19 protein-coding genes are annotated in these 17,854 nt (G+C 58.0%); 9 read left to right on the top strand and 10 right to left on the bottom strand.

Annotated features, from left to right (window positions below; genetic code table 11):
- Positions 1-98 precede the first annotated feature (98 nt).
- From pyk to ACR0MV_RS18485, 6 genes are all read left to right on the top strand, one after another.
- Positions 99-1,544: a pyruvate kinase gene (gene pyk, locus ACR0MV_RS18460; protein WP_170429020.1), complete on the top strand. Its 1,446-nt coding sequence runs from the start codon at positions 99-101 to the stop codon at positions 1,542-1,544.
- A 246-nt stretch (positions 1,545-1,790) separates the two neighbouring features.
- Positions 1,791-2,228 (top strand): universal stress protein, encoded by a 438-nt coding sequence (locus ACR0MV_RS18465; RefSeq protein ID WP_170429017.1) that lies wholly within the window; start codon positions 1,791-1,793, stop codon positions 2,226-2,228.
- A 14-nt stretch (positions 2,229-2,242) separates the two neighbouring features.
- The gene (locus tag ACR0MV_RS18470) at positions 2,243-3,793 is read left to right on the top strand and encodes an alanine/glycine:cation symporter family protein (protein ID WP_480703214.1); all 1,551 of its coding nucleotides are present in this window, start codon (positions 2,243-2,245) and stop codon (positions 3,791-3,793) included.
- Between the two features lie 182 nt (positions 3,794-3,975).
- On the top strand, positions 3,976-4,176 hold the full coding sequence (rpmI, locus tag ACR0MV_RS18475) for a 50S ribosomal protein L35 (protein ID WP_010443552.1): 201 nt from the start codon (positions 3,976-3,978) through the stop codon (positions 4,174-4,176).
- 14 nt (positions 4,177-4,190) lie between these two features.
- A complete protein-coding gene (gene rplT, locus ACR0MV_RS18480; RefSeq protein WP_008756009.1) occupies positions 4,191-4,556 on the top strand; it encodes a 50S ribosomal protein L20 in 366 nt (121 codons plus the stop codon).
- A 243-nt stretch (positions 4,557-4,799) separates the two neighbouring features.
- Positions 4,800-4,970, top strand: coding sequence for a hypothetical protein (locus tag ACR0MV_RS18485; protein ID WP_480703216.1), 171 nt, complete (start codon positions 4,800-4,802; stop codon positions 4,968-4,970).
- Positions 4,971-5,237: 267 nt separating this feature from the next.
- On the opposite strand, the gene ACR0MV_RS18490 is transcribed toward ACR0MV_RS18485, so the two are convergent.
- Positions 5,238-5,699: a hypothetical protein gene (locus tag ACR0MV_RS18490; protein ID WP_480703217.1), complete on the bottom strand. Its 462-nt coding sequence runs from the start codon at positions 5,697-5,699 to the stop codon at positions 5,238-5,240.
- 162 nt (positions 5,700-5,861) lie between these two features.
- Positions 5,862-7,259 (bottom strand): aminotransferase family protein, encoded by a 1,398-nt coding sequence (locus ACR0MV_RS18495; RefSeq protein ID WP_480703287.1) that lies wholly within the window; start codon positions 7,257-7,259, stop codon positions 5,862-5,864.
- A gap of 220 nt (positions 7,260-7,479) precedes the next feature.
- On the opposite strand from ACR0MV_RS18495, the gene ACR0MV_RS18500 reads away from it, so the two are divergent.
- The gene (locus tag ACR0MV_RS18500) at positions 7,480-9,108 is read left to right on the top strand and encodes an acyl-CoA synthetase (RefSeq protein ID WP_480703218.1); all 1,629 of its coding nucleotides are present in this window, start codon (positions 7,480-7,482) and stop codon (positions 9,106-9,108) included.
- Here the strand turns inward: ACR0MV_RS18500 and ACR0MV_RS18505 are convergent.
- The 8 genes from ACR0MV_RS18505 to hmgA form a co-directional block, all read right to left on the bottom strand.
- Positions 9,105-9,440: a DOPA 4,5-dioxygenase family protein gene (locus ACR0MV_RS18505; protein ID WP_480703219.1), complete on the bottom strand. Its 336-nt coding sequence runs from the start codon at positions 9,438-9,440 to the stop codon at positions 9,105-9,107. The two genes, ACR0MV_RS18500 and ACR0MV_RS18505, sit on opposite strands and share 4 nt — an antisense overlap.
- A gap of 87 nt (positions 9,441-9,527) precedes the next feature.
- Positions 9,528-10,166 carry a maleylacetoacetate isomerase gene (gene maiA, locus ACR0MV_RS18510; RefSeq protein WP_480703220.1) on the bottom strand — a complete coding sequence of 213 codons (639 nt, stop codon included), beginning with the start codon at positions 10,164-10,166 and terminating at the stop codon, positions 9,528-9,530.
- 18 nt (positions 10,167-10,184) lie between these two features.
- On the bottom strand, positions 10,185-10,382 hold the full coding sequence (locus ACR0MV_RS18515) for a DUF2783 domain-containing protein (protein WP_170428992.1): 198 nt from the start codon (positions 10,380-10,382) through the stop codon (positions 10,185-10,187).
- Between the two features lie 5 nt (positions 10,383-10,387).
- Entirely contained in the window at positions 10,388-11,998 is a 1,611-nt protein-coding gene (locus ACR0MV_RS18520) for an FAD-dependent oxidoreductase (RefSeq protein ID WP_480703221.1), read from the bottom strand.
- Between the two features lie 237 nt (positions 11,999-12,235).
- Positions 12,236-12,772 (bottom strand): dihydrofolate reductase family protein, encoded by a 537-nt coding sequence (locus ACR0MV_RS18525; RefSeq protein ID WP_170428988.1) that lies wholly within the window; start codon positions 12,770-12,772, stop codon positions 12,236-12,238.
- A 5-nt stretch (positions 12,773-12,777) separates the two neighbouring features.
- Positions 12,778-14,034 carry a fumarylacetoacetase gene (fahA, locus tag ACR0MV_RS18530; protein WP_170428985.1) on the bottom strand — a complete coding sequence of 419 codons (1,257 nt, stop codon included), beginning with the start codon at positions 14,032-14,034 and terminating at the stop codon, positions 12,778-12,780.
- Positions 14,035-14,056: 22 nt separating this feature from the next.
- Entirely contained in the window at positions 14,057-14,680 is a 624-nt protein-coding gene (locus tag ACR0MV_RS18535; protein WP_480703222.1) for a LysE family translocator, read from the bottom strand.
- Positions 14,681-14,687: 7 nt separating this feature from the next.
- Positions 14,688-16,043 (bottom strand): homogentisate 1,2-dioxygenase, encoded by a 1,356-nt coding sequence (hmgA, locus tag ACR0MV_RS18540; protein ID WP_480703223.1) that lies wholly within the window; start codon positions 16,041-16,043, stop codon positions 14,688-14,690.
- Between the two features lie 57 nt (positions 16,044-16,100).
- Here hmgA and ACR0MV_RS18545 point away from each other — a divergent pair, with 57 nt between their 5' ends.
- Together ACR0MV_RS18545 and ACR0MV_RS18550 are read left to right on the top strand one after the other, a co-directional pair.
- Positions 16,101-16,553 carry a MarR family winged helix-turn-helix transcriptional regulator gene (locus ACR0MV_RS18545; RefSeq protein WP_170469544.1) on the top strand — a complete coding sequence of 151 codons (453 nt, stop codon included), beginning with the start codon at positions 16,101-16,103 and terminating at the stop codon, positions 16,551-16,553.
- Positions 16,554-16,613: 60 nt separating this feature from the next.
- The gene (locus tag ACR0MV_RS18550) at positions 16,614-17,852 is read left to right on the top strand and encodes an adenylate/guanylate cyclase domain-containing protein (protein WP_480703224.1); all 1,239 of its coding nucleotides are present in this window, start codon (positions 16,614-16,616) and stop codon (positions 17,850-17,852) included.
- Positions 17,853-17,854: the final 2 nt, after the last annotated feature.

Here is a 17,854-nt window from a genome sequence, read left to right on the forward strand (position 1 = left end):
AGTTGCTTTGAAAAGGGAATTGCGCAATAAGCGGCCTGAGTAATGTTTGCGGTAACATTTTCGCGGAATCAAGAGAAGACGTTAAGGGGGCAAGACCGATGCGACGCCTGAGAAATGTGAAGATCGTGGCGACGCTGGGACCGGCGTCGAATGACTATGACACCATCCGTGCCCTGCACGAAGCAGGCGCGGATGTCTTTCGCCTGAACATGAGCCATGGTAGCCACGATGAGATCCGCGAGCGTCACCGGATCATCCGGCAGGTGGAGAAGGATCTGGACAGCCCCATTGCCATTCTGGCCGACCTGCAGGGCCCCAAACTGCGGGTGGGCGTCTTTGCCAGTGATGCTGAAGAGCTGGAAGAAGGTGCTGCGTTCCGTCTGGACCTCGATCCTGAACCCGGCGACGTCAATCGTGTTTGCCTGCCGCATCCCGAGATTTTTGCCGCGTTGGAACCGGGCGCGCGTCTGTTGGTCAATGACGGGAAAATCCGTCTGATCGTGAAAGACTGCGGTCAGGACTTCGCCAATTGCACGGTCGAGGTCGGTGGCACGATTTCCAACCGTAAGGGCGTGAACGTTCCTGACGTGGTGCTGCCCCTGGCAGCCCTGTCCGCCAAGGACCGCGATGATCTGGAGTTCGTCTGCCAGTTGGGCGTCGACTGGCTGGCGCTGAGCTTTGTGCAGCGCGCCAAGGACGTGTTTGAGGCACGTTCGCTGGCCGATGGTCGCGCCTCGATCTTGTCCAAAATCGAAAAGCCTGCAGCGGTTGAGGCGTTTGACGACATTCTGGATGCCTCGGACGGGATCATGGTCGCACGCGGCGATCTGGGGGTTGAGCTGCCCGTCTCGGCAGTTCCACCGATTCAGAAACGACTGGTGCGCAAGTGCCGTGGCGCGGCAAAGCCGGTGATCGTGGCGACGCAGATGCTGGAGAGCATGATTGAAAGCCCAATGCCGACAAGGGCCGAGGTCTCGGACGTGGCGACGGCGATCTACGAAGGCACCGATGCCATCATGCTCAGCGCTGAATCGGCCGCTGGTTCCTATCCGATCGAAGCCGTTCAAACCATGAACAAGGTCGCCATCGAAGTCGAAGCTGATCCGACCTATACGCAGATCATCGCAGCCTCTCGCACCGCTAAGGGAACGACCGTTGCTGACGGCATCGTGGCTGCCGCGCGCGAGATCGCAGAAAAGACTGACATCAAAGCAATTTGCTGCTTCACCCAAAGCGGAACGACAGCGCTGCTAACCGCGCGCGAACGTCCCGGTGTTCCGATCATTGCGATGACCCCTGCCACCGGAACCGCACGGCGTCTGTGCCTGAGCTGGGGATGCCATTGCGTGATGACGCCCGAGCTTGAGCGGTTCAAAGGCGCGGTCGTAAACGCCGCCCGCGCGGCCCGTGCTGGAGGGTTCGCCTCGGAGAAGGATCAGATCGTCGTGACCGCCGGCGTGCCCTTTAACGTTCCGGGAACAACCAATATTCTGCGCATCGCACCCTGTGATGAACGTCTGATTTATAACACCGACCCGGGTTGATCCGGGTCGCGCCGGGTGCCCGAAAGTCATGGATTTTCGGGATTCTGCCTAATTTTTAGACAAAAAATATATAACCTTTTCAAAGCCTAATCGTGTATTTGGTTGAGCGGAAAAGATAACCCTCTCTTTTTTGGGGATTTTCCGGGATACTGCACCCTAAGGGCAGTCTACTCAGAAAGTTCCAGGTTCCGGCTGCCCTGCCGGGGGCACGGGCCCCGGCATAACCAAAAATATTGGAGGAACATCATGACAACGAAAATTGTCATTGGGCTGGACGGGACAGAAACCGGAGAACGGGCCATCGCCTTTGCCAAAGATCTGGCCAAGCTGATCGGCGCGTGTGAATTGCTGGTGGTTTATGTCATCGAATGGTCCCCATTCACATTTCAAACCCCCGAGGAAAATGCGTTGCGGCACAAACGTCGCGAGGAAGAGGTCACCTTGGCCACCAACCGCATTGTCACTCCTGCCGTTGATGCACTGACGGCCGAAGGCTTCATGGCGCAGGGTATCGTGCGCCACGGTGATGTGGCCGAAACGCTTAACGCAATCACGGTTGAAAATGGCGGAACGCAGATCATTGTCGGGCGCGCCTCGGCCGATGGGTTCAAGAAACGCCTGTTCGGCAGCTCGACCCAGAATTTGGTCATGCACGCTGACGTGCCGGTCACCGTCGTGAACTGAGGGGAGCAAGAGGAATGAACACGCTGAAACGTTTTGCTTTGGCCGCATTGGCCACCTTGTTCACCGGCCCTGCTTTTGCGCAAGACGCACCGGGTCTGGACGATCGGATCAACCAGGCGTTTGCCGACTTTACGGGGCCTTTCGTCAGTTTCATCTTTGCGCCGTTTCCCGGCACCGGGTTCCCATGGATCGTCGGCTGGCTCGTGATCGCTGCGACTGTTTTCACGCTTTACTTTGCTTTCGTGCAGCTAAGATTCTTTGGTCACGCGATCAGTCTTGTAAAGGGTGACTATTCCGATCCCAACGATGCGGGTGAGGTCAGCCACTTTCAGGCCTTGGCTACGGCGCTTTCGGGTACGGTCGGCCTAGGCAACATCGCCGGTGTGGCGGTGGCCGTGGGCATCGGTGGGCCTGGTGCGACCTTTTGGATGATCGTCGCGGGCCTTCTGGGTATGGCGTCGAAATTCACCGAATGTACGCTGGGTGTGAAATACCGGAATGAGTACGAAGACGGCACCGTTTCGGGCGGTCCGATGTACTATATGTCCAAGGGCTTTGATGAGCTTGGCCTGCCGGGGGGCAAAATCCTGGCCGTTTTGTTCTCGATCTTCTGTATCCTCGGTGCGCTGGGCGGGGGCAATATGTTCCAGGCCAATCAGGCACACCAACAGATCGCAGGCATCACTGGCGACTATCCGGGCTGGATCACCGGTCTCGTCTTCGCCGGTATCGTGTTTGCAGTGATCGTAGGTGGCCTGAAATCCATCGCACGCGTAACCGAGAAGGTCGTGCCGTTCATGGGTGTCATGTATGTTCTGGCCGCATTGGTCATCATCATCATGCATGCCGATCAAATCGGCTGGGCCTTTGGTCAGATCTTCGCAGGTGCCTTCACGGGGCTGGGCGTCGCTGGCGGCATGGTCGGTGCGCTGATCCAGGGTTTCCGCCGTGCGGCGTTCTCGAACGAAGCGGGCGTGGGTTCTGCGGCGATTGCACACTCGGCGGTGCGGACCAAGGAACCGATCACCGAGGGGTTTGTGTCCCTGCTTGAGCCGTTCATCGATACGGTCGTGATTTGTACCATGACCGCGCTGGTGATCATCATCACCCAGCAGTTGATCGTTGATCCGGCAACCGGCAACTACATGCTAAACGAAGCGGGCAATGCGATTGCGACGGTTGATGGCAACACCGGTGTCAGCCTGACCTCGGCGGCCTTTGCAAGCGCCTTTGGCTGGTTCCCCTATGTGCTGGCCATCGCTGTGGTTCTGTTCGCGTTCTCGACCATGATCAGCTGGTCCTATTATGGCCTCAAGGCCTGGACCTACCTGTTCGGCGAAGGCCACACCAAGGAACTGGTGTTCAAGGTCATCTTCTGCATCTTCGTCGTCATCGGCGCTGCGGCCAACCTTGGCCCGGTCATCGATTTCTCGGATGCGGCGATCTTTGCGATGGCGGTGGTCAATGTCTTTGCGCTCTACTTCCTGATGAAGGTCGTGCGCCAGGAACTGGCCAGCTATGCCGAGCGGCTGAGAACTGGCGAAATCCGTAAGTTCGAACACTAAGACCTTTCACCGGGGCGGCTCAGGTTGCCCCGGTGCCTGACCACCCTGCGAAAAGCGCAGATTCTGGTCAAAACCCCCTTGCCACTATGACGGAACTTGCGTAAACGGCGCTTCTGATCGCGTGACCGGCCGAGATGGCATGCCGAGTCGCGTTTAGTACCGAACCCTGAAAGGAGACGGAAATGCCTAAGATGAAGACCAAGTCGAGCGCCAAGAAGCGCTTTAAGGTGACTGCAACCGGTAAGGTCCTTGCTGGCCAGGCCGGCAAACGGCACGGCATGATCAAGCGGACCAAAAAGTTCATCCGCGACGCCCGTGGCAACACCACCCTGTCCGCCCCCGACGCCAAGATCGTCAAGGGCTACATGCCCTACGACCGCTAAGAGGAGATTAAGAGATGTCCCGCGTTAAAGGTGGAACCGTAACTCACGCCCGTCACAAGAAGGTCATCAAGGCCGCCAAAGGTTACTATGGCCGCCGCAAGAGCACCTTCAAGGTTGCCCGTCAGGCCGTCGACAAGGCCAACCAGTACGCAACCCGCGACCGTAAGAACCGCAAGCGCAACTTCCGCGCGCTGTGGATCCAGCGTATCAACGCTGCTGTGCGTTCGCATGACGAGGCACTGACATATTCCCGCTTCATCAACGGCCTGAACCTGGCCGGTATTGAAGTGGACCGCAAAGTTCTGGCCGACCTGGCCGTGCACGAACCGGAAGCGTTCGGCGCGATCGTCGCCAAAGCTCAGGCCGCTCTGGCTGCCTGATCCTCTTTCGAGAGACAGTGAAAGAAGGGCCGTCCCAATTGGGGCGGCCTTTTACGTATCGGCTGCTCAGCACCCCCTGCGCAGGTTCGTTTTGCTTTTTGGAAACCAACCGCTGACCGGGCTTTGCCGAGATTAAAAGTCAGACAGACTGACGATCACCAAATTAAGCAAAATTAATCCAAGAGCAGTAATCATGCTCACAAACCATCAACACCTAAATTTCACCTATCTGGAGTTGATGCTATGAGAATTACCGCAGCTTTGGGCTTGGTGGCCTTGAACTTAGCTCTTCTAAGCAATCCGGCATCTGCCGCTTGCTATTTCGAAACCGACGCGCTGACCGGTATGGAGACAATCGTCTGTGATACGGGTGGTGAGGTCCCGACCTGGGGAACCTTGGTCGCGGAAGCCTGATCCTCGTTGCCTCATGTTCCCGCGAACGTGCAATCCATGCCCATGTCTGCACGTCCGCTTTTGGGGATTATTGTGCCAGACCAATCCGACAAGTTCGTGGACGCGGGCTTAATTCGGCCGAGGTCTCATGTTCTGTCCCACGATCCTGAACGAATATGAAGCGCCGTTTCGCAACAGCCCGTCATCCTAAAGCAAAATACGAACTCGATGACACGGCGTTCCATCCAGAGTCCAATGCGCATTTGCGGGCCGAAAATCAAACTCGGACTACTGACCCTGGTCTTTCTTCACCAACTGCGCCGCAAACGACACGCCCGTTCCCGGTCCGGCATAGGTGACCATGATCACGTCATCCAGATAGACTCCATTGAATATCCCGGCCGAAACGTCGTCTCCCGATATCCCGGCCTCGGCCAGAACAAAGCGGGTGGGCTCGTCCAGGGAAAAGGTGCCCATCGCCTCTTCGACGATCCAGTCGGTATCCCCGATCCGACGCCAGCGATTTGTGGCGGTGATTAGGTTGCCGTCCAGCTTGGTGATCTCCAGCTCCATCTCGGTCTTCAGCAGACCTTTCGCGTGGTTCGGGTTCGATTTGGCAAAGCCAACCAAATAGGTGCCGTGCCAGGTGCCGACGATCTGGGGAAAGCCGCTGCCGTCATCGGCGCTGGATGGGGTGGCAAACGCCAGAAGAATAAGCGCTGCGAAGCTTCGAAAGAGATTGAGTACCATTGGTCACGTCTCCTGAAAGGGCTGAAATGCCTACAGGTTACGCGAGTCTGCGGAATTGACAAACCCTCGGGAGTAAAGACAAAAAACCCGGCGCGGTGGGCGCGCCGGGTAAAGTTCATCTGCCGGAAGTGCGTGAGTGGTGGCAGATGTATTCAGTTAGGTTCAGCCGAACACGCGGCCCAGAGCGCCATCGACCGCGTCGGTGATCTGGTCGATGTCGTCTGCGGTTGCGATCAGTGCCGGCGAGAAGCACAGCGTGTTGTTGCGGCTGGGGATCGAGCGGTTGGTGGCCCCGATGATGACGCCTTGCGCCATACAATCCGCCACAACGGCCTGGACCTTTTTCTCGTCCATCGGTTCCTTGGTGGCGCGATCTGCGACCAGCTCGGCGCCCAGGAACAGACCCTTGCCGCGCACGTCGCCGATTACCTTGTGCTTTTCCATCAGCGCCTGCAGGTTGTCCTTCATGCGGAAGCCCATGTCGGTGCAGTTTTGCAGCAGGTTCTCGTCCTCGATGATGCGCATGTTTTCGATCGCGGCCGCCGGACCAGCGGTACAGCCGCCAAAGGTCGAGATGTCGCGGAAATAGTTCATCGGATCCGAGGCATCGTCCTTGAACATGTCAAAGACTTCTTCGGTGGTGACCATTACGGCAATTGCCGCGTAACCCGAGGCAACACCTTTGGCCATGGTCACGAAGTCCGGCTGGATGCCGTATTGCTGATAACCGAACCATTTGCCGGTACGGCCCACGCCGCAGACAACTTCGTCGATGTGCAGCAGAACGTCGTACTTTTTGCAGATTTCCTGCACACGTTCCCAATAACCCTCGGGGGCTTCGATCACGCCGCCACCCGCGGTCACAGGCTCAAGGCACAGCGCGCCAACGGTTTCAGGACCTTCGCGCAGGATAACCTCTTCGATGGCATCGGCTGAGGCTTTGCCGAAAGCTTCGCCGGACAGGTCTTCCATGTCCAGTTCGTGCTTGCGGTATTCCATACAGTGCGGAACGCGGATGAAGTCAGGTGCAAATGGACCGTACTGGGCCGTACGCTCGTCTTGACCGCCTGCCGACATGGTCGCCAGGGTCGAGCCGTGGTAGTCGCGGTCGCGATACAGGATCTTGGTTTTCTTGCCGCCATAGCGCTTGTGCGCGATCTGGCGAACCATCTTGAACACCTTCTCGTTCGCTTCCGAACCAGAGTTGGTGTAGTAGACGCGGCTCATGCCCGGCATTTTGTCGATCAGCTTTTCAGCAAAGATCGAACCGGGAATCGAGCCAGCCGTATTCGCGAAATAGCACAGCTTCATCAGCTGGTCATACACGGCCTTGCAGATCGATTCGCGGCCATAGCCTACGTTGACGGTCCATACGCCGCCGGACACAGCGTCCAGATGCTCTTTGCCATTCTGGTCCCAGACACGCATGCCTTTGCCTTCGACAATGATACGCGGATCATTGGTTTCAAAGGGTTTATGCTGCAGCAGGTGGTGCCAGATATGGGCGCGGTCGGCTTCGACCACGTGGGAAAGATCGTTTTCGTTGAACGTGCCGTCCATGACATGTCCTTTCAGAATGGCTGGTGCGCGGGTTGCCAAAATCGGACTATCCCGGCCTTGTGTTTTCGATGGCTCAGATCACCGCGAAAGCTGTTTCGGAGATAGGGCCAGATTGCATCATCCCGTAATTCCAGTCCATGGCCGCGCCGTATTTTTACGGATTTGTCAGATGAACAAGTTTGTGCTCAATTCGCCCGAAGTGAAGAGGGAGGATCAGCAAATGAAAAACGCCAATATCTATGAGCGTCATTTGGACAAAAGCCGCGCGAATTACACGCCGCTGTCACCGCTGAGTTTTATCGAGCGGACAGCGCTGATCTACCCAGACTATCCGTCGGTGGTCTACGGCGTGCGCCGCTATACCTGGGCCGAAACCTATTCACGCTGTCGGCAATTGGCCGGAGCTTTGTCCGCGCGCGGCCTTGGGGTAGGGGATACGGTATCAATCATCGCCGCCAATATCCCCGAGATGTACGAGGCACATTTTGGCGTTCCAATGGCGGGTGCTGTGCTGAACGCCATCAACACGCGGCTGGATGCTCCGATCATTGCCTTCATCCTGAACCATGCTGAGTCAAAGGCTTTGCTGGTCGATCCTGAATTCTCGGGCGTCGTGAAAGAGGCGCTGAAACAGGTCGATCACGACATTCTGGTCATTGATATCGAAGACCCCAGCTTTAAGGGTGGCGAAAAGCTGGGCAGCCTGACCTATGACGCCTTGCTGGCGGAAGGTGACCCTGAATTTGACTGGTCCCTGCCCAATGATGAGTGGGACGCGATTACGCTGAACTATACCTCGGGAACTACCGGTAATCCGAAAGGCGTTGTGTATCATCACAGAGGCGCCGCGTTGAACGCACAGTCGGACCTGCTGGATTGGAACATGCCCAAGCACTCGGTCTATCTGTGGACCCTGCCGATGTTCCATTGCAACGGGTGGTGCTTTCCGTGGGCAATGGCGGCGAATGCCGGAGTGTCGGTCTGTTTGCGCGCCGTGCGGGACGAGCCGATCTATGCAGCATTCCGGGATGAGAAGGTCACCCATTTCTGTGGCGCGCCGATCGTCCTGAACATGCTGGCCAACGCGCCCGATCACCTCAAGGATTTTGACCATGAGATCAAGGTGATGACTGCTGGGGCCCCGCCGCCTGCCGCTGTGATTGAGAGCATGGAAAACATGGGCATAGAGGTTACCCATGTTTACGGCCTGACTGAGACCTACGGCCCCTCTGTCGTGTGCGCATGGAAAGACGAGTGGAACGACAAGGCAGCCGAAGAGCGCGCGGCGCTCAAGGTGCGTCAGGGCGTGCGATACACGGCATTGTCCGGATTGATGGTGGCCGATCCGGATACGCTGGAACCAGTGCCCGCCGATGGCGAGACGATGGGCGAGATTTTCATGCAGGGCAATGTCGTCATGAAAGGCTACCTGAAGAATGCCGAGGCTACGGACAAAGCGTTTCGAGGCGGCTGGTTTGCCTCGGGTGACCTGGGTGTGATGCATCCGGACGGCTATATCGCGTTGAAAGACCGATCCAAGGACATCATCATTTCGGGTGGCGAGAACATCTCATCGGTCGAGGTCGAGGATATCCTCTATAAACACCCCGCCGTCATGGAGGCTGCTGTGGTGGCGCGCCCCGATGACAAATGGGGCGAAACACCCTGTGCCTTCATCGAACTGAAGCCGGATGCCCAAGCGACCGAAGCCGAGGTCATCGGGTTCTGCCGTGATAACATGGCCCATTTCAAGGCACCGAAAACCGTGGTGTTCGGGCCTTTGCCAAAGACCTCGACCGGTAAGATCCAGAAGTTCAAACTGCGGGATCAGGCGCGGGCGTTGGATTAAACCTTGTCGAAAATTGACAGATCAAGTTCCAAGAGTTCGCCCATCCAGACCGCCCGGTCTCGGTGATCCGCCAGATGGTCGCCGGTTTCCGGGTGGGTGAAGATGGTCAGGCCTTGTCGGTTCAGCATCAGCCATGGGATCACCTGATCAAAAGCGTCAGGCGCAAAGCCCAGCTGACAGCTCCACCTTGGGTGAGGGCCGACATTCTTCGCATGCATCCGCCCCATTTGTACTGGAAACAGACGGGCAGCTTCTTCGCAGACCTGTCGGGCCGTGTCCTGTGTGTCGGCGTCGAAATAGACATGGGCATGATAGCCGGTGATTTCAGGCATTTGGACCTCCTGCATCGCATTCAACGAAGGTAAGCGCAGCTGGGCCGTGTGACCACTCGCGCCCGCACACATCCTGTGCGCGCGGGGTCATACGGGTGCGTTGGCGTCAGGGTGGGCCTCGGCAAAGCTAGGGTGGGCGGCACAGGCAGCCTCGACGCTCAGGATACGGGGCAAACCTGACAGATCCACATCCCACCGACGCGCGTTGTAGAGTTGCGGAACAAGGCACAGGTCGGCCAAACCGGGTTTGGCACCTGTACAATAAGGCGCTTGGTCGAAGCTTGCCAAAAGTGTCTCAAATGCCAGCAGACCCGGACGTATGAAATGGCGCATCCACTCACCCGGCATATCATCGGCATTGTCGCTGAGAGCGGCTGCATATTGGGCGACTGACAGATTGCAGACCGGATGCACATCGACCGCGATGGACTGAGCAAGGGCCAGAGACTTTGCGCGCTCTGCCGGTTCTGTTGGCAACAGCCCAAGACCCCGGGTTTGGTCAAGGTAGTCGATGATTGCCAAAGACTGTGTCAGCCGCAGCCCATCGATTTCCAGGACTGGAACCAAACCTTGCGGATTTCGGACCAAATGGCTGGCCGACTTCTGTTCGCCCTCTTTCAGGTCAACCGGGACGGCACTGTAACTGATCCCGGCAAAGTTCAGCGCAATCCGCACACGGTAGCTGGCTGAAGACAACCTGTAATCATAAAGCACCACGCCGCTCATCCCGGCCTCCTCAAGGTGTCAGGTTTTCTTCAATGCCGCAGCTTTCAGCGCGTCTGACAATACGGCCGTATCTCCGATGTGGTTGGCCAGTATCAGCAATAGCCGCGCGTTCAGGGCATCGCTGTCATGCCGGTTCAGCCCGTCATGAGCAGCCACCAAGTCGGCATAAAAACCGTCGGCATTGTCCAGATTGGGGGTGAGGATCAGATCGGTCATATCGCTTACTCCTTACCGGTGGCCCGACGGATTGCTTGCCGGAATGCGTTCTCTTCAAATGTATCGCGGCGGGCAGCTACGTGTTGATCGGGGCGGATCAGATACACTGCGCTGGGCGCATCCCCCAGATACCTGCGCTTGAGCTCTAAGGTCAGGTCGTCCTTGACGGACAGGGCCAACCGCCTGGCCGTAATTCCGCCTTCCTCAAGACTGTCGGGCGCATCCGCATCAATTGTCAGCAACGTGAACTGACCCGCGAGTTTTGGCAGCAGAAACTCGTCACCCAGTGGCGCATCGGGACAGGCCGAACCTGGCCGCGTCACCTCAGGTCCGTTCAGTGCATCGGCTGAACTGAGGGGCGAACCAGAATAAGCGCAGGGCGTGCTAAGACGACCGGAATTCACCAGCGGGCGGGCGAACTCGTAATGTTCGCTCAGGTCCAGAACGGCGTCCCGCAACAAGCGCGACATATCGGATTTCGGCGTAATGAACTCGGTCGAGAGTGTGGACATACGGATGTTTTCATCCGCGGCTTCGACCCTCTCGCGGCTATAGCTGTCCAGAAACAGCTCGGGCGCTTTGCCGTCGATGACCAGTTTCAGCTTCCAGCACAGATTGTCTGCATCCTGCAGACCGGAATTGGCCCCGCGCGCACCAAATGGACTGACCTGATGCGCACTGTCGCCTGCAAACAGCACACGGCCATGCCGGAACCTATCCATGCGGCGGCACTGGAACGTGTAGATCGAGACCCATTCGAGTTCAAAGTCGACATCGTCGCCCAACATCGCCCTAAGCCGTGGGATCACGTTTTCTGGCTTTCTTTCCTGCTCTGGATCGATGTCTTTGCCCAGTTGCAGATCAATTCGCCAGACATTGTCCGGTTGTTTGTGCAGCAGGGCAGACTGGCCGCGATTGAAGGGCGGGTCGAACCAAAACCAGCGCTCGGTCGGGTAATCGGCCTGCATCACCACGTCGGCGATCAGAAAGTTATCCTCGAACACGCGCCCGTCGAAATCCAGACCCAGCATCCGGCGGGTCGGTGAATAAGCCCCGTCGCAAGCGATCAGCCAATCGGCTTCGACGTTGTATGGCCCTTCTGGCGTTTCGACCTCAAGCGTGACGTGATCGTCATGGGTGCCGATCGCCTCGACCTTGTTCTGCCCACGGATTTCGATGGGTGCGCCGTCGGCCTGCAGTTCCCGCACCCGTTCGACAAGGGCCTTTTCCATGTAGTACTGCTGGAGATTGATAAAGGCCGGGTTTCCGTAGCCCTTGTCTGGTTGAAGGTGGAATTCATAAACTTGGCGGTTGTCGAAATAGACTTTACCCGCGTCCCACAGCACTCCTTTTTCAACCAGTTTGTTTCCTGCGCCCAACCGGTCAGCGATTTCGAGTGAGCGTTGCGAGAAACAGATCGCACGACTGCCAAAGCTGACCTTGTCATTGTCGTCCAGCACCACGGTTTCGACCCCTTGCTGGGCCAGATCAATCGCGGCCGCCAGCCCGACAGGCCCGGCCCCGACCACAATAACCCTGTGACGCACCGAGGTCGCCGAGTCCTGATCAGGGCTGCGTTCGTAGGGATAAAGTGGAACTTCGAAGATCTTGTTCATGGGTTCTCCCCCAATACTCTGGCGCCCATGGCGCAAGGTCTGGGCCTTCGACCAGTCGTGCCAAAGGCTATGGGTTCATGATTCCACCTAATCCGCTGGCAAAAAACGATCTGGATCAAGTTGGCCTGACTTCCTCGCCCCCGATGGGTCCAACACGTTTCCAGGGTGCCTCGTGCTGCTGCCAGCGCCGAGACATCCATGCCAAGCCCCGAGGGACTTAAGCTTTGGCGATCTGGGTCAGTCTTTGATGCTGTAGTCGATCTGCAAGATGCCGCCGGGTTGTCGTGTAATGTCCGTCAGTTCCAGATAGTGCTGCCGCCCCGGTGCAAAGCAGGGCAATCCGCGTCCCAAAAGCGTAGGCATAACGAACACACGCAGGGTGTCGAACATGCCCGCATCCAGTGCCGCGCGTTGCGTTTCGCCCCCGCCCATTACCCAGACGCGCCGGTGCCCCGCGTCTTCGATGGCACGGCGCAGCGTATTGATGTCACCCGCAGCGGCTACATGCTCGCCCGAGTAACCCGTTTTCCGCGTCAGCACGTAACCAGTGCGGCTCTCGTAAGGCCAGCCCCAGCCAAGCACTTGCTCGTAGGTGGTTCTGCCCATGATCAGGGCGTCGATCTCACTGATAAACTCACCATAGCCGCCATCGCCCCCGTCGGAGGCGAGGCTATCGTTAAAGGTGTTGAGCCAATCGACGCTGCCCGCCTCATCGGCAATGAACCCGTCCAGGCTCATTGCGATGTAGCCAACATATGTTGCGCGCTGGCTCATTTTCTTCACCGCTTGAACGGGTCTTCGAGTGCGGCCAGAACGGTGCCTGTACAATCACCAAAGCCGATCGTGTACCCATCGCCGCGGGCGCGGCCCTTCAGGGTCAGAGTGTCGCCGTTCTCGATAAAGTTGCGGGTCTCGCCGGTATCTAGTGTCAGCGGTTCCTTCCCACCCCAGCTGAGCTCCAGCAGCGAGCCGCGCTCGGGTTTGGTTGGGCCCGAGATGGTGCCCGATCCCAGCAGATCGCCGGTATTCATCGGGCATCCCGACGTCGCGTGATGGGCCAGCTGTTGCGCCGCGGAATAGTACATCTCTTTGTAGTTGGTCCGAGCGATAGTCGTGGCGTCCTTGCCGTCCGGGGCCATCGTGACTTCCAGATCGATGTCATACAGCATCGGTCCGCAATCCTTGAGGTGATCCAGCAGCTCGAATTCACGTGCGGGAGTGTCACAGCGGAATGGCTCCAGCGCAGCCTTGGTCACGATCCACGGGCTGATCGAGGTGGCGGTGGCCTTGGCCTGAAACGGTCCCAGAGGCTGGTATTCCCAGGCTTGAATGTCGCGTGCGGACCAGTCGTTCAGCAACACATAACCGAAGATGTGGTCATCCGCCTCTTGCACGGTGATCGGACCATCCGACGGTGTGCCGACGATCGCGCCCATTTCCAGCTCGATGTCGAAACGACGGCTGGGCAGAAAGGCGGGAAGGTCCTGATCGGGAGATTTGAGCTGGCCCCACGGGCGGCGAATATCCGTGCCCGAGACGACAACGGACGAAGCGCGGCCGTTGTAGCCAATGGGGATGTGCAGCCAGTTCGGGGGCAGGGCGTTTTCCGGCCCACGGAACATGGTGCCCACGTTCTGGGCGTGATGTCGGCCAGCGTAGAAATCGGTGTATTCGCTGACAGCGAATGGCATGTGCATTTCGGCATCGCTCTGCGCGACCAGCAGTGGCTCGACCTGAGCCTGCTCCTCTGATCCTTCGGCCAGCAGAGCGGTCAGCCGGTTGCGTAGGGCGGCCCAAACGGCAGGGCCTTCTTCCATCAGCGGGTTCCAGAAGGGCAGGTCGAACAGCGGCTCATCCGCCAGCGCGATCAGGCCCTCGGCTTCGGCTGCGGTGACGTCCAGGATCATGTCGCCGATCGCGACACCGCATCGTGGGTCTTCGCCTTCGGTCGAAAAGACTCCGTAAGGAAGGTTGTTTAGGGGAAACGGGTGGTCGGCATCGTTGGCCGAGGCCACCCAGGATTTCATCAGAGACATCTGTGATCCTTATACTTTTGAGTTATTGGGCATCCCGCAGGGACTTCAGCCCCAGCAGGATTGCGGCCAGAATCATGAACCCACCGCCGGCGCGGTCTAGCCACAGCCGGGCAGAGCCTTTCAGCCGCGTGGCCAGCCAACTGGCGCTGCCGCCATAGGCTGTCAGGAACAACCCGTCGAGCGTCAGGTAGGTGACCGAGAGGACAGCGAATTGCGGCCAGAACGGCAGCGCGCCATCAATGAACAGCGGGAACAGGGCGGCGAAGAACACCACCGCCTTTGGGTTGGCGGCAGAGGTGATGAAACCCTGCATCCAAAGCGACTTGCGACTGGCGAGTGGGGCTGTGTGCGCCTCTTTCCGGTCGGCTTTGATGATCATCTTCACCCCAAGATATACCAGATAGGCTACGCCCAGCCATTTGATCACGGCCAGCGCGGTGCCCGAGGTGGCAATGATTGCGGCCAGTCCTAGGCCTGCGGCCAGCATCTGCAACAGATTGGCCGTGAGGTCCCCGGCAGCTGTGAAAATCCCCCGGCCTAGGCCATTGGTCGCGGAATTGGACAGCATCAGCAACTGGCTGGGCCCCGGCGTACTCATCAGCAGCAGGACCGTGGCCACATAGGTTAACCAGATATCAAAGCTCATCTAGTCCTCACTTTTTACCCGGAGTTCCGTCGAACTTTTTCTCAAGAGACGTCCAGCAGTCAATGTAATCGTCCTGCAAAGGCGCTTCGTTGGCTGCAAACGCGGTCAGATGCTGCGGGAACCGGGTTTCGAACATGAAGGACATGGTGTTGTCCAGCTTGTCCGGCCCGAGGTTCGCGTTCGAGGCCTTGTCGAACGCCTCGCGATCGGGGCCATGAGGCAGCATCATGTTGTGCAGGCTCATCCCGCCGGGAACAAAGCCCTGCGGTTTCGCATCATACTGGCCGTAGATGTTGCCCATCAGCTCGGACATGATGTTCTTGTGATACCACGGCGGTCGGAAGGTATCCTCGGCCACCATCCAGCGTTCGCGGAACAGGACAAAGTCGATATTGGCGGCGCCGGGTTGGCCTGAGGGGGCCGTCAGTACGGTAAAGATCGACGGGTCCGGGTGGTCGAACAGGATCGCGCCGACCGGGCAGTAGGTGCGCAGGTCGTATTTGTAGGGCGCGTAGTTGCCGTGCCACGCCACCACGTCCAGCGGGCTTTGGTCGATCTTCGTCGTGTGGAACTGCCCGCACCACTTGACGGTAACGGTCGACGGCACCTCACGGTCCTCGAACGCTGCCACCGGCGCCTTGAAGTCGCGTGGGTTGGCCATGCAATTTGCCCCGATCGGGCCGCGGCCCGGCAGTTCAAATTTCTGACCGTAGTTTTCGCAGACGAAACCGCGGGCGGGACCTTCAAGAACTTCGACCCGGTAGACCAGACCCCGCGGGAGGATCGCGATCTCTTTCGGTTCAACATCGATGATGCCCAACTCGGTCGCAAACCGCAGGCGGCCTTCCTGTGGCACCACCAGCATCTCGGAGTCGGCCGAGAAGAAATAGTCATCCACCATCGACTCGGTAACCAGATAGATGTGGCTTGCCATTCCCACCTGTGTGTTCACGTCGCCCGCCGTTGTCATTGTGCGCATACCGGTCAACCAGGTCAGCCCCTTATCAGAATGAGGCACAGCGTCCCAGCGGTACTGGCCCAAACTGATTACGTCGGGATCTACGCACGGGGCGGATCTCCAATAGGGAAGGTCGATTTTTTCGTAGCGGTGCGAGTGCTTAACCGAAGGGCGAATGCGATAGCACCAAGTGCGTTCGGGCGGGTTGGCAGTAAAGGCTGTGCCGCTCAGCTGTTCACCATACAGGCCATAGTTGCAGCGCTGTGGGCTGTTCATGCCCTGAGGCAACGCGCCGGGCAGGGCCTCGGTCTCAAAATCATTTCCAAATCCGGGCATATAGCCCGCGTGCGTGCCGACAGGCGTGCTGGCCTGGGTCAATTTATGCGGATCGGTCTGACGATTCATTCCGTATTCCTCCGTTTGCTGCTTGTCGGATAATAGTTGATTTTGTAACTAACAAGGATGACACAAGACGTTTCCGACAAAAAAGATGAGTTTGATCCGCAAGATTTTCTGCCCTACTTGCTGAACCGGGCCGCCGAAGAAAGCTCGTTGGAGTTTCAGCAGGTCTACAAGGATCGGTATGGGATGCTGCGGACCGAGTGGCGGGTGCTGTTCCACTTGGGCAACTACGGCGAGATGACCGCAAAAGAGATTGGTCTGCGCGCCCGGATCCACAAAACCAAGATAAGCCGTTCGGTCTCAAAACTGGAAGAGCGCAGATTTCTGGTTCGTTCGCGCGACGACGCAGACCGCCGGGTCGAGCGGCTGGCATTGACATCAGCCGGTCAGGCGGCATATCGCGATCTACGCAAGGTCGCACAGGCTTATGACGCAAAGCTTGCGGGCTTGTTTTCTGAAGAGGAAACGGACCTGTTGCGCAAAATGCTTCGGCGGCTGGCGCATATGGATTAGGCACTGGTAATTCTCTGCCCGCGTTCCCAGATGAACAGCAGAACAAAAACGGGACACCATATGACGACCTCGGACAACGTGGCGAAAAAATCAAGCGACCTTATCAACTGGCTGGTCGCGCGCGGGCTTGAAGGATTACAAAAAGAAGAACTGCTGGACGGGTATTGCAACCGGCTGGTGGATTTGGGCGTTCCGCTCATGCGGTTTCACGCGGCGCAATCGACGCTGCATCCGGTGTATGGCGGAACTGGCTATAGCTGGTATCAAGGCAAGGGCGGAGAGCATCAGAAGTTCGAGTATTCCGAAGTACCCAGCGACCACTGGCGCGCGAGCCCCTTGTATGCTGTCCTGAATGAAGGGCTCAGCGTTGTGCACGAACGGTTGGTCGATCAGAACGAACCCAGCAAGTATCCCCTGCTGAATGAACTGCGGGAACACGGTGCGACCGAGTATTATGCGACCGGTGTTTCGTTCAACAGCCCGACCCATATCGGCGTTGCCTCAACGGACAAAGTGGTGAACGGAGTGCTGTTGTCCTGGGCGTCAAATGCGCCCAAAGGGTTTCACGAAGACGACCTGGCATTGATCAACGCGGCGATGCCCCATCTTGGGCTGGCGCTCAAGGCGGCCTCGGACGCGCGTGTCTCGAAAGACCTGATGCGGGTCTATCTGGGCCGCGATGCCGGGCGCAGGGTTCTGTCCGGTGAAATCCGGCGCGGTTCTTTGCAGCAGATTGATGCAGTGATTCTGAATTTTGACCTTGAGGACTTCACCAGCCTTTCCGAGGAATTGCCGGGCAATGCGCTAATCGACATGCTGAACGATTACCTGGCCGTGGCGGTTCATTCTGTTCACCAAAACGATGGCAACATTCTCAAGTTCATGGGGGACGGGTTGATCGCCATGTTTGATGTGGGAGAGATCGACGCTGATGCGCGTGCGGCGTTGGCCGCAGTTGCCGACCTGCAAGAAGGTATGGCCAAGCTGAATGCCAAACGCGAGGCCGAAGGCCTGCCAGTGTCAAATTTCACATTGGCGTTGCATGCGGGAGAGATTTTGTATGGCAATATCGGGTCTGAAAGCCGCTTGGATTTTACGGTTATTGGACCGACGGTGAACCAGACTGCTCGGATAGCCGGAATGCATAGGTCGCTGGGGCAGCGTATCCTGATCTCGGATGATGTGGCTAAGGCTGCACAGCCTTGCGCGTCTGCCGATCTGATCTCGGTCGGGCGCTATATGCTGCGCGGAGTAGCTGAGCCAAAAGAGCTGTTCACGGTGTACCAACCGGCTGAGTGACA

The organism is Ruegeria sp. BC3 (genome assembly GCF_056539265.1).

Bases quoted from the DNA above. Each gene is read 5' to 3' on its own strand.
- pyk (WP_170429020.1), top strand. From the start codon at position 99: ATGCGACGCCTGAGAAATGTGAAGATCGTGGCGACGCTGGGACCGGCG.
- ACR0MV_RS18465 (WP_170429017.1), top strand. From the start codon at position 1,791: ATGACAACGAAAATTGTCATTGGGCTGGACGGGACAGAAACCGGAGAA.
- ACR0MV_RS18470 (WP_480703214.1), top strand. From the start codon at position 2,243: ATGAACACGCTGAAACGTTTTGCTTTGGCCGCATTGGCCACCTTGTTC.
- rpmI (WP_010443552.1), top strand. From the start codon at position 3,976: ATGCCTAAGATGAAGACCAAGTCGAGCGCCAAGAAGCGCTTTAAGGTG.
- rplT (WP_008756009.1), top strand. From the start codon at position 4,191: ATGTCCCGCGTTAAAGGTGGAACCGTAACTCACGCCCGTCACAAGAAG.
- ACR0MV_RS18485 (WP_480703216.1), top strand. From the start codon at position 4,800: ATGAGAATTACCGCAGCTTTGGGCTTGGTGGCCTTGAACTTAGCTCTT.
- ACR0MV_RS18490 (WP_480703217.1), bottom strand. From the start codon at position 5,699: ATGGTACTCAATCTCTTTCGAAGCTTCGCAGCGCTTATTCTTCTGGCG.
- ACR0MV_RS18495 (WP_480703287.1), bottom strand. From the start codon at position 7,259: ATGGACGGCACGTTCAACGAAAACGATCTTTCCCACGTGGTCGAAGCC.
- ACR0MV_RS18500 (WP_480703218.1), top strand. From the start codon at position 7,480: ATGAAAAACGCCAATATCTATGAGCGTCATTTGGACAAAAGCCGCGCG.
- ACR0MV_RS18505 (WP_480703219.1), bottom strand. From the start codon at position 9,440: ATGCCTGAAATCACCGGCTATCATGCCCATGTCTATTTCGACGCCGAC.
- maiA (WP_480703220.1), bottom strand. From the start codon at position 10,166: ATGAGCGGCGTGGTGCTTTATGATTACAGGTTGTCTTCAGCCAGCTAC.
- ACR0MV_RS18515 (WP_170428992.1), bottom strand. From the start codon at position 10,382: ATGACCGATCTGATCCTCACCCCCAATCTGGACAATGCCGACGGTTTT.
- ACR0MV_RS18520 (WP_480703221.1), bottom strand. From the start codon at position 11,998: ATGAACAAGATCTTCGAAGTTCCACTTTATCCCTACGAACGCAGCCCT.
- ACR0MV_RS18525 (WP_170428988.1), bottom strand. From the start codon at position 12,772: ATGAGCCAGCGCGCAACATATGTTGGCTACATCGCAATGAGCCTGGAC.
- fahA (WP_170428985.1), bottom strand. From the start codon at position 14,034: ATGTCTCTGATGAAATCCTGGGTGGCCTCGGCCAACGATGCCGACCAC.
- ACR0MV_RS18535 (WP_480703222.1), bottom strand. From the start codon at position 14,680: ATGAGCTTTGATATCTGGTTAACCTATGTGGCCACGGTCCTGCTGCTG.
- hmgA (WP_480703223.1), bottom strand. From the start codon at position 16,043: ATGAATCGTCAGACCGATCCGCATAAATTGACCCAGGCCAGCACGCCT.
- ACR0MV_RS18545 (WP_170469544.1), top strand. From the start codon at position 16,101: ATGACACAAGACGTTTCCGACAAAAAAGATGAGTTTGATCCGCAAGAT.
- ACR0MV_RS18550 (WP_480703224.1), top strand. From the start codon at position 16,614: ATGACGACCTCGGACAACGTGGCGAAAAAATCAAGCGACCTTATCAAC.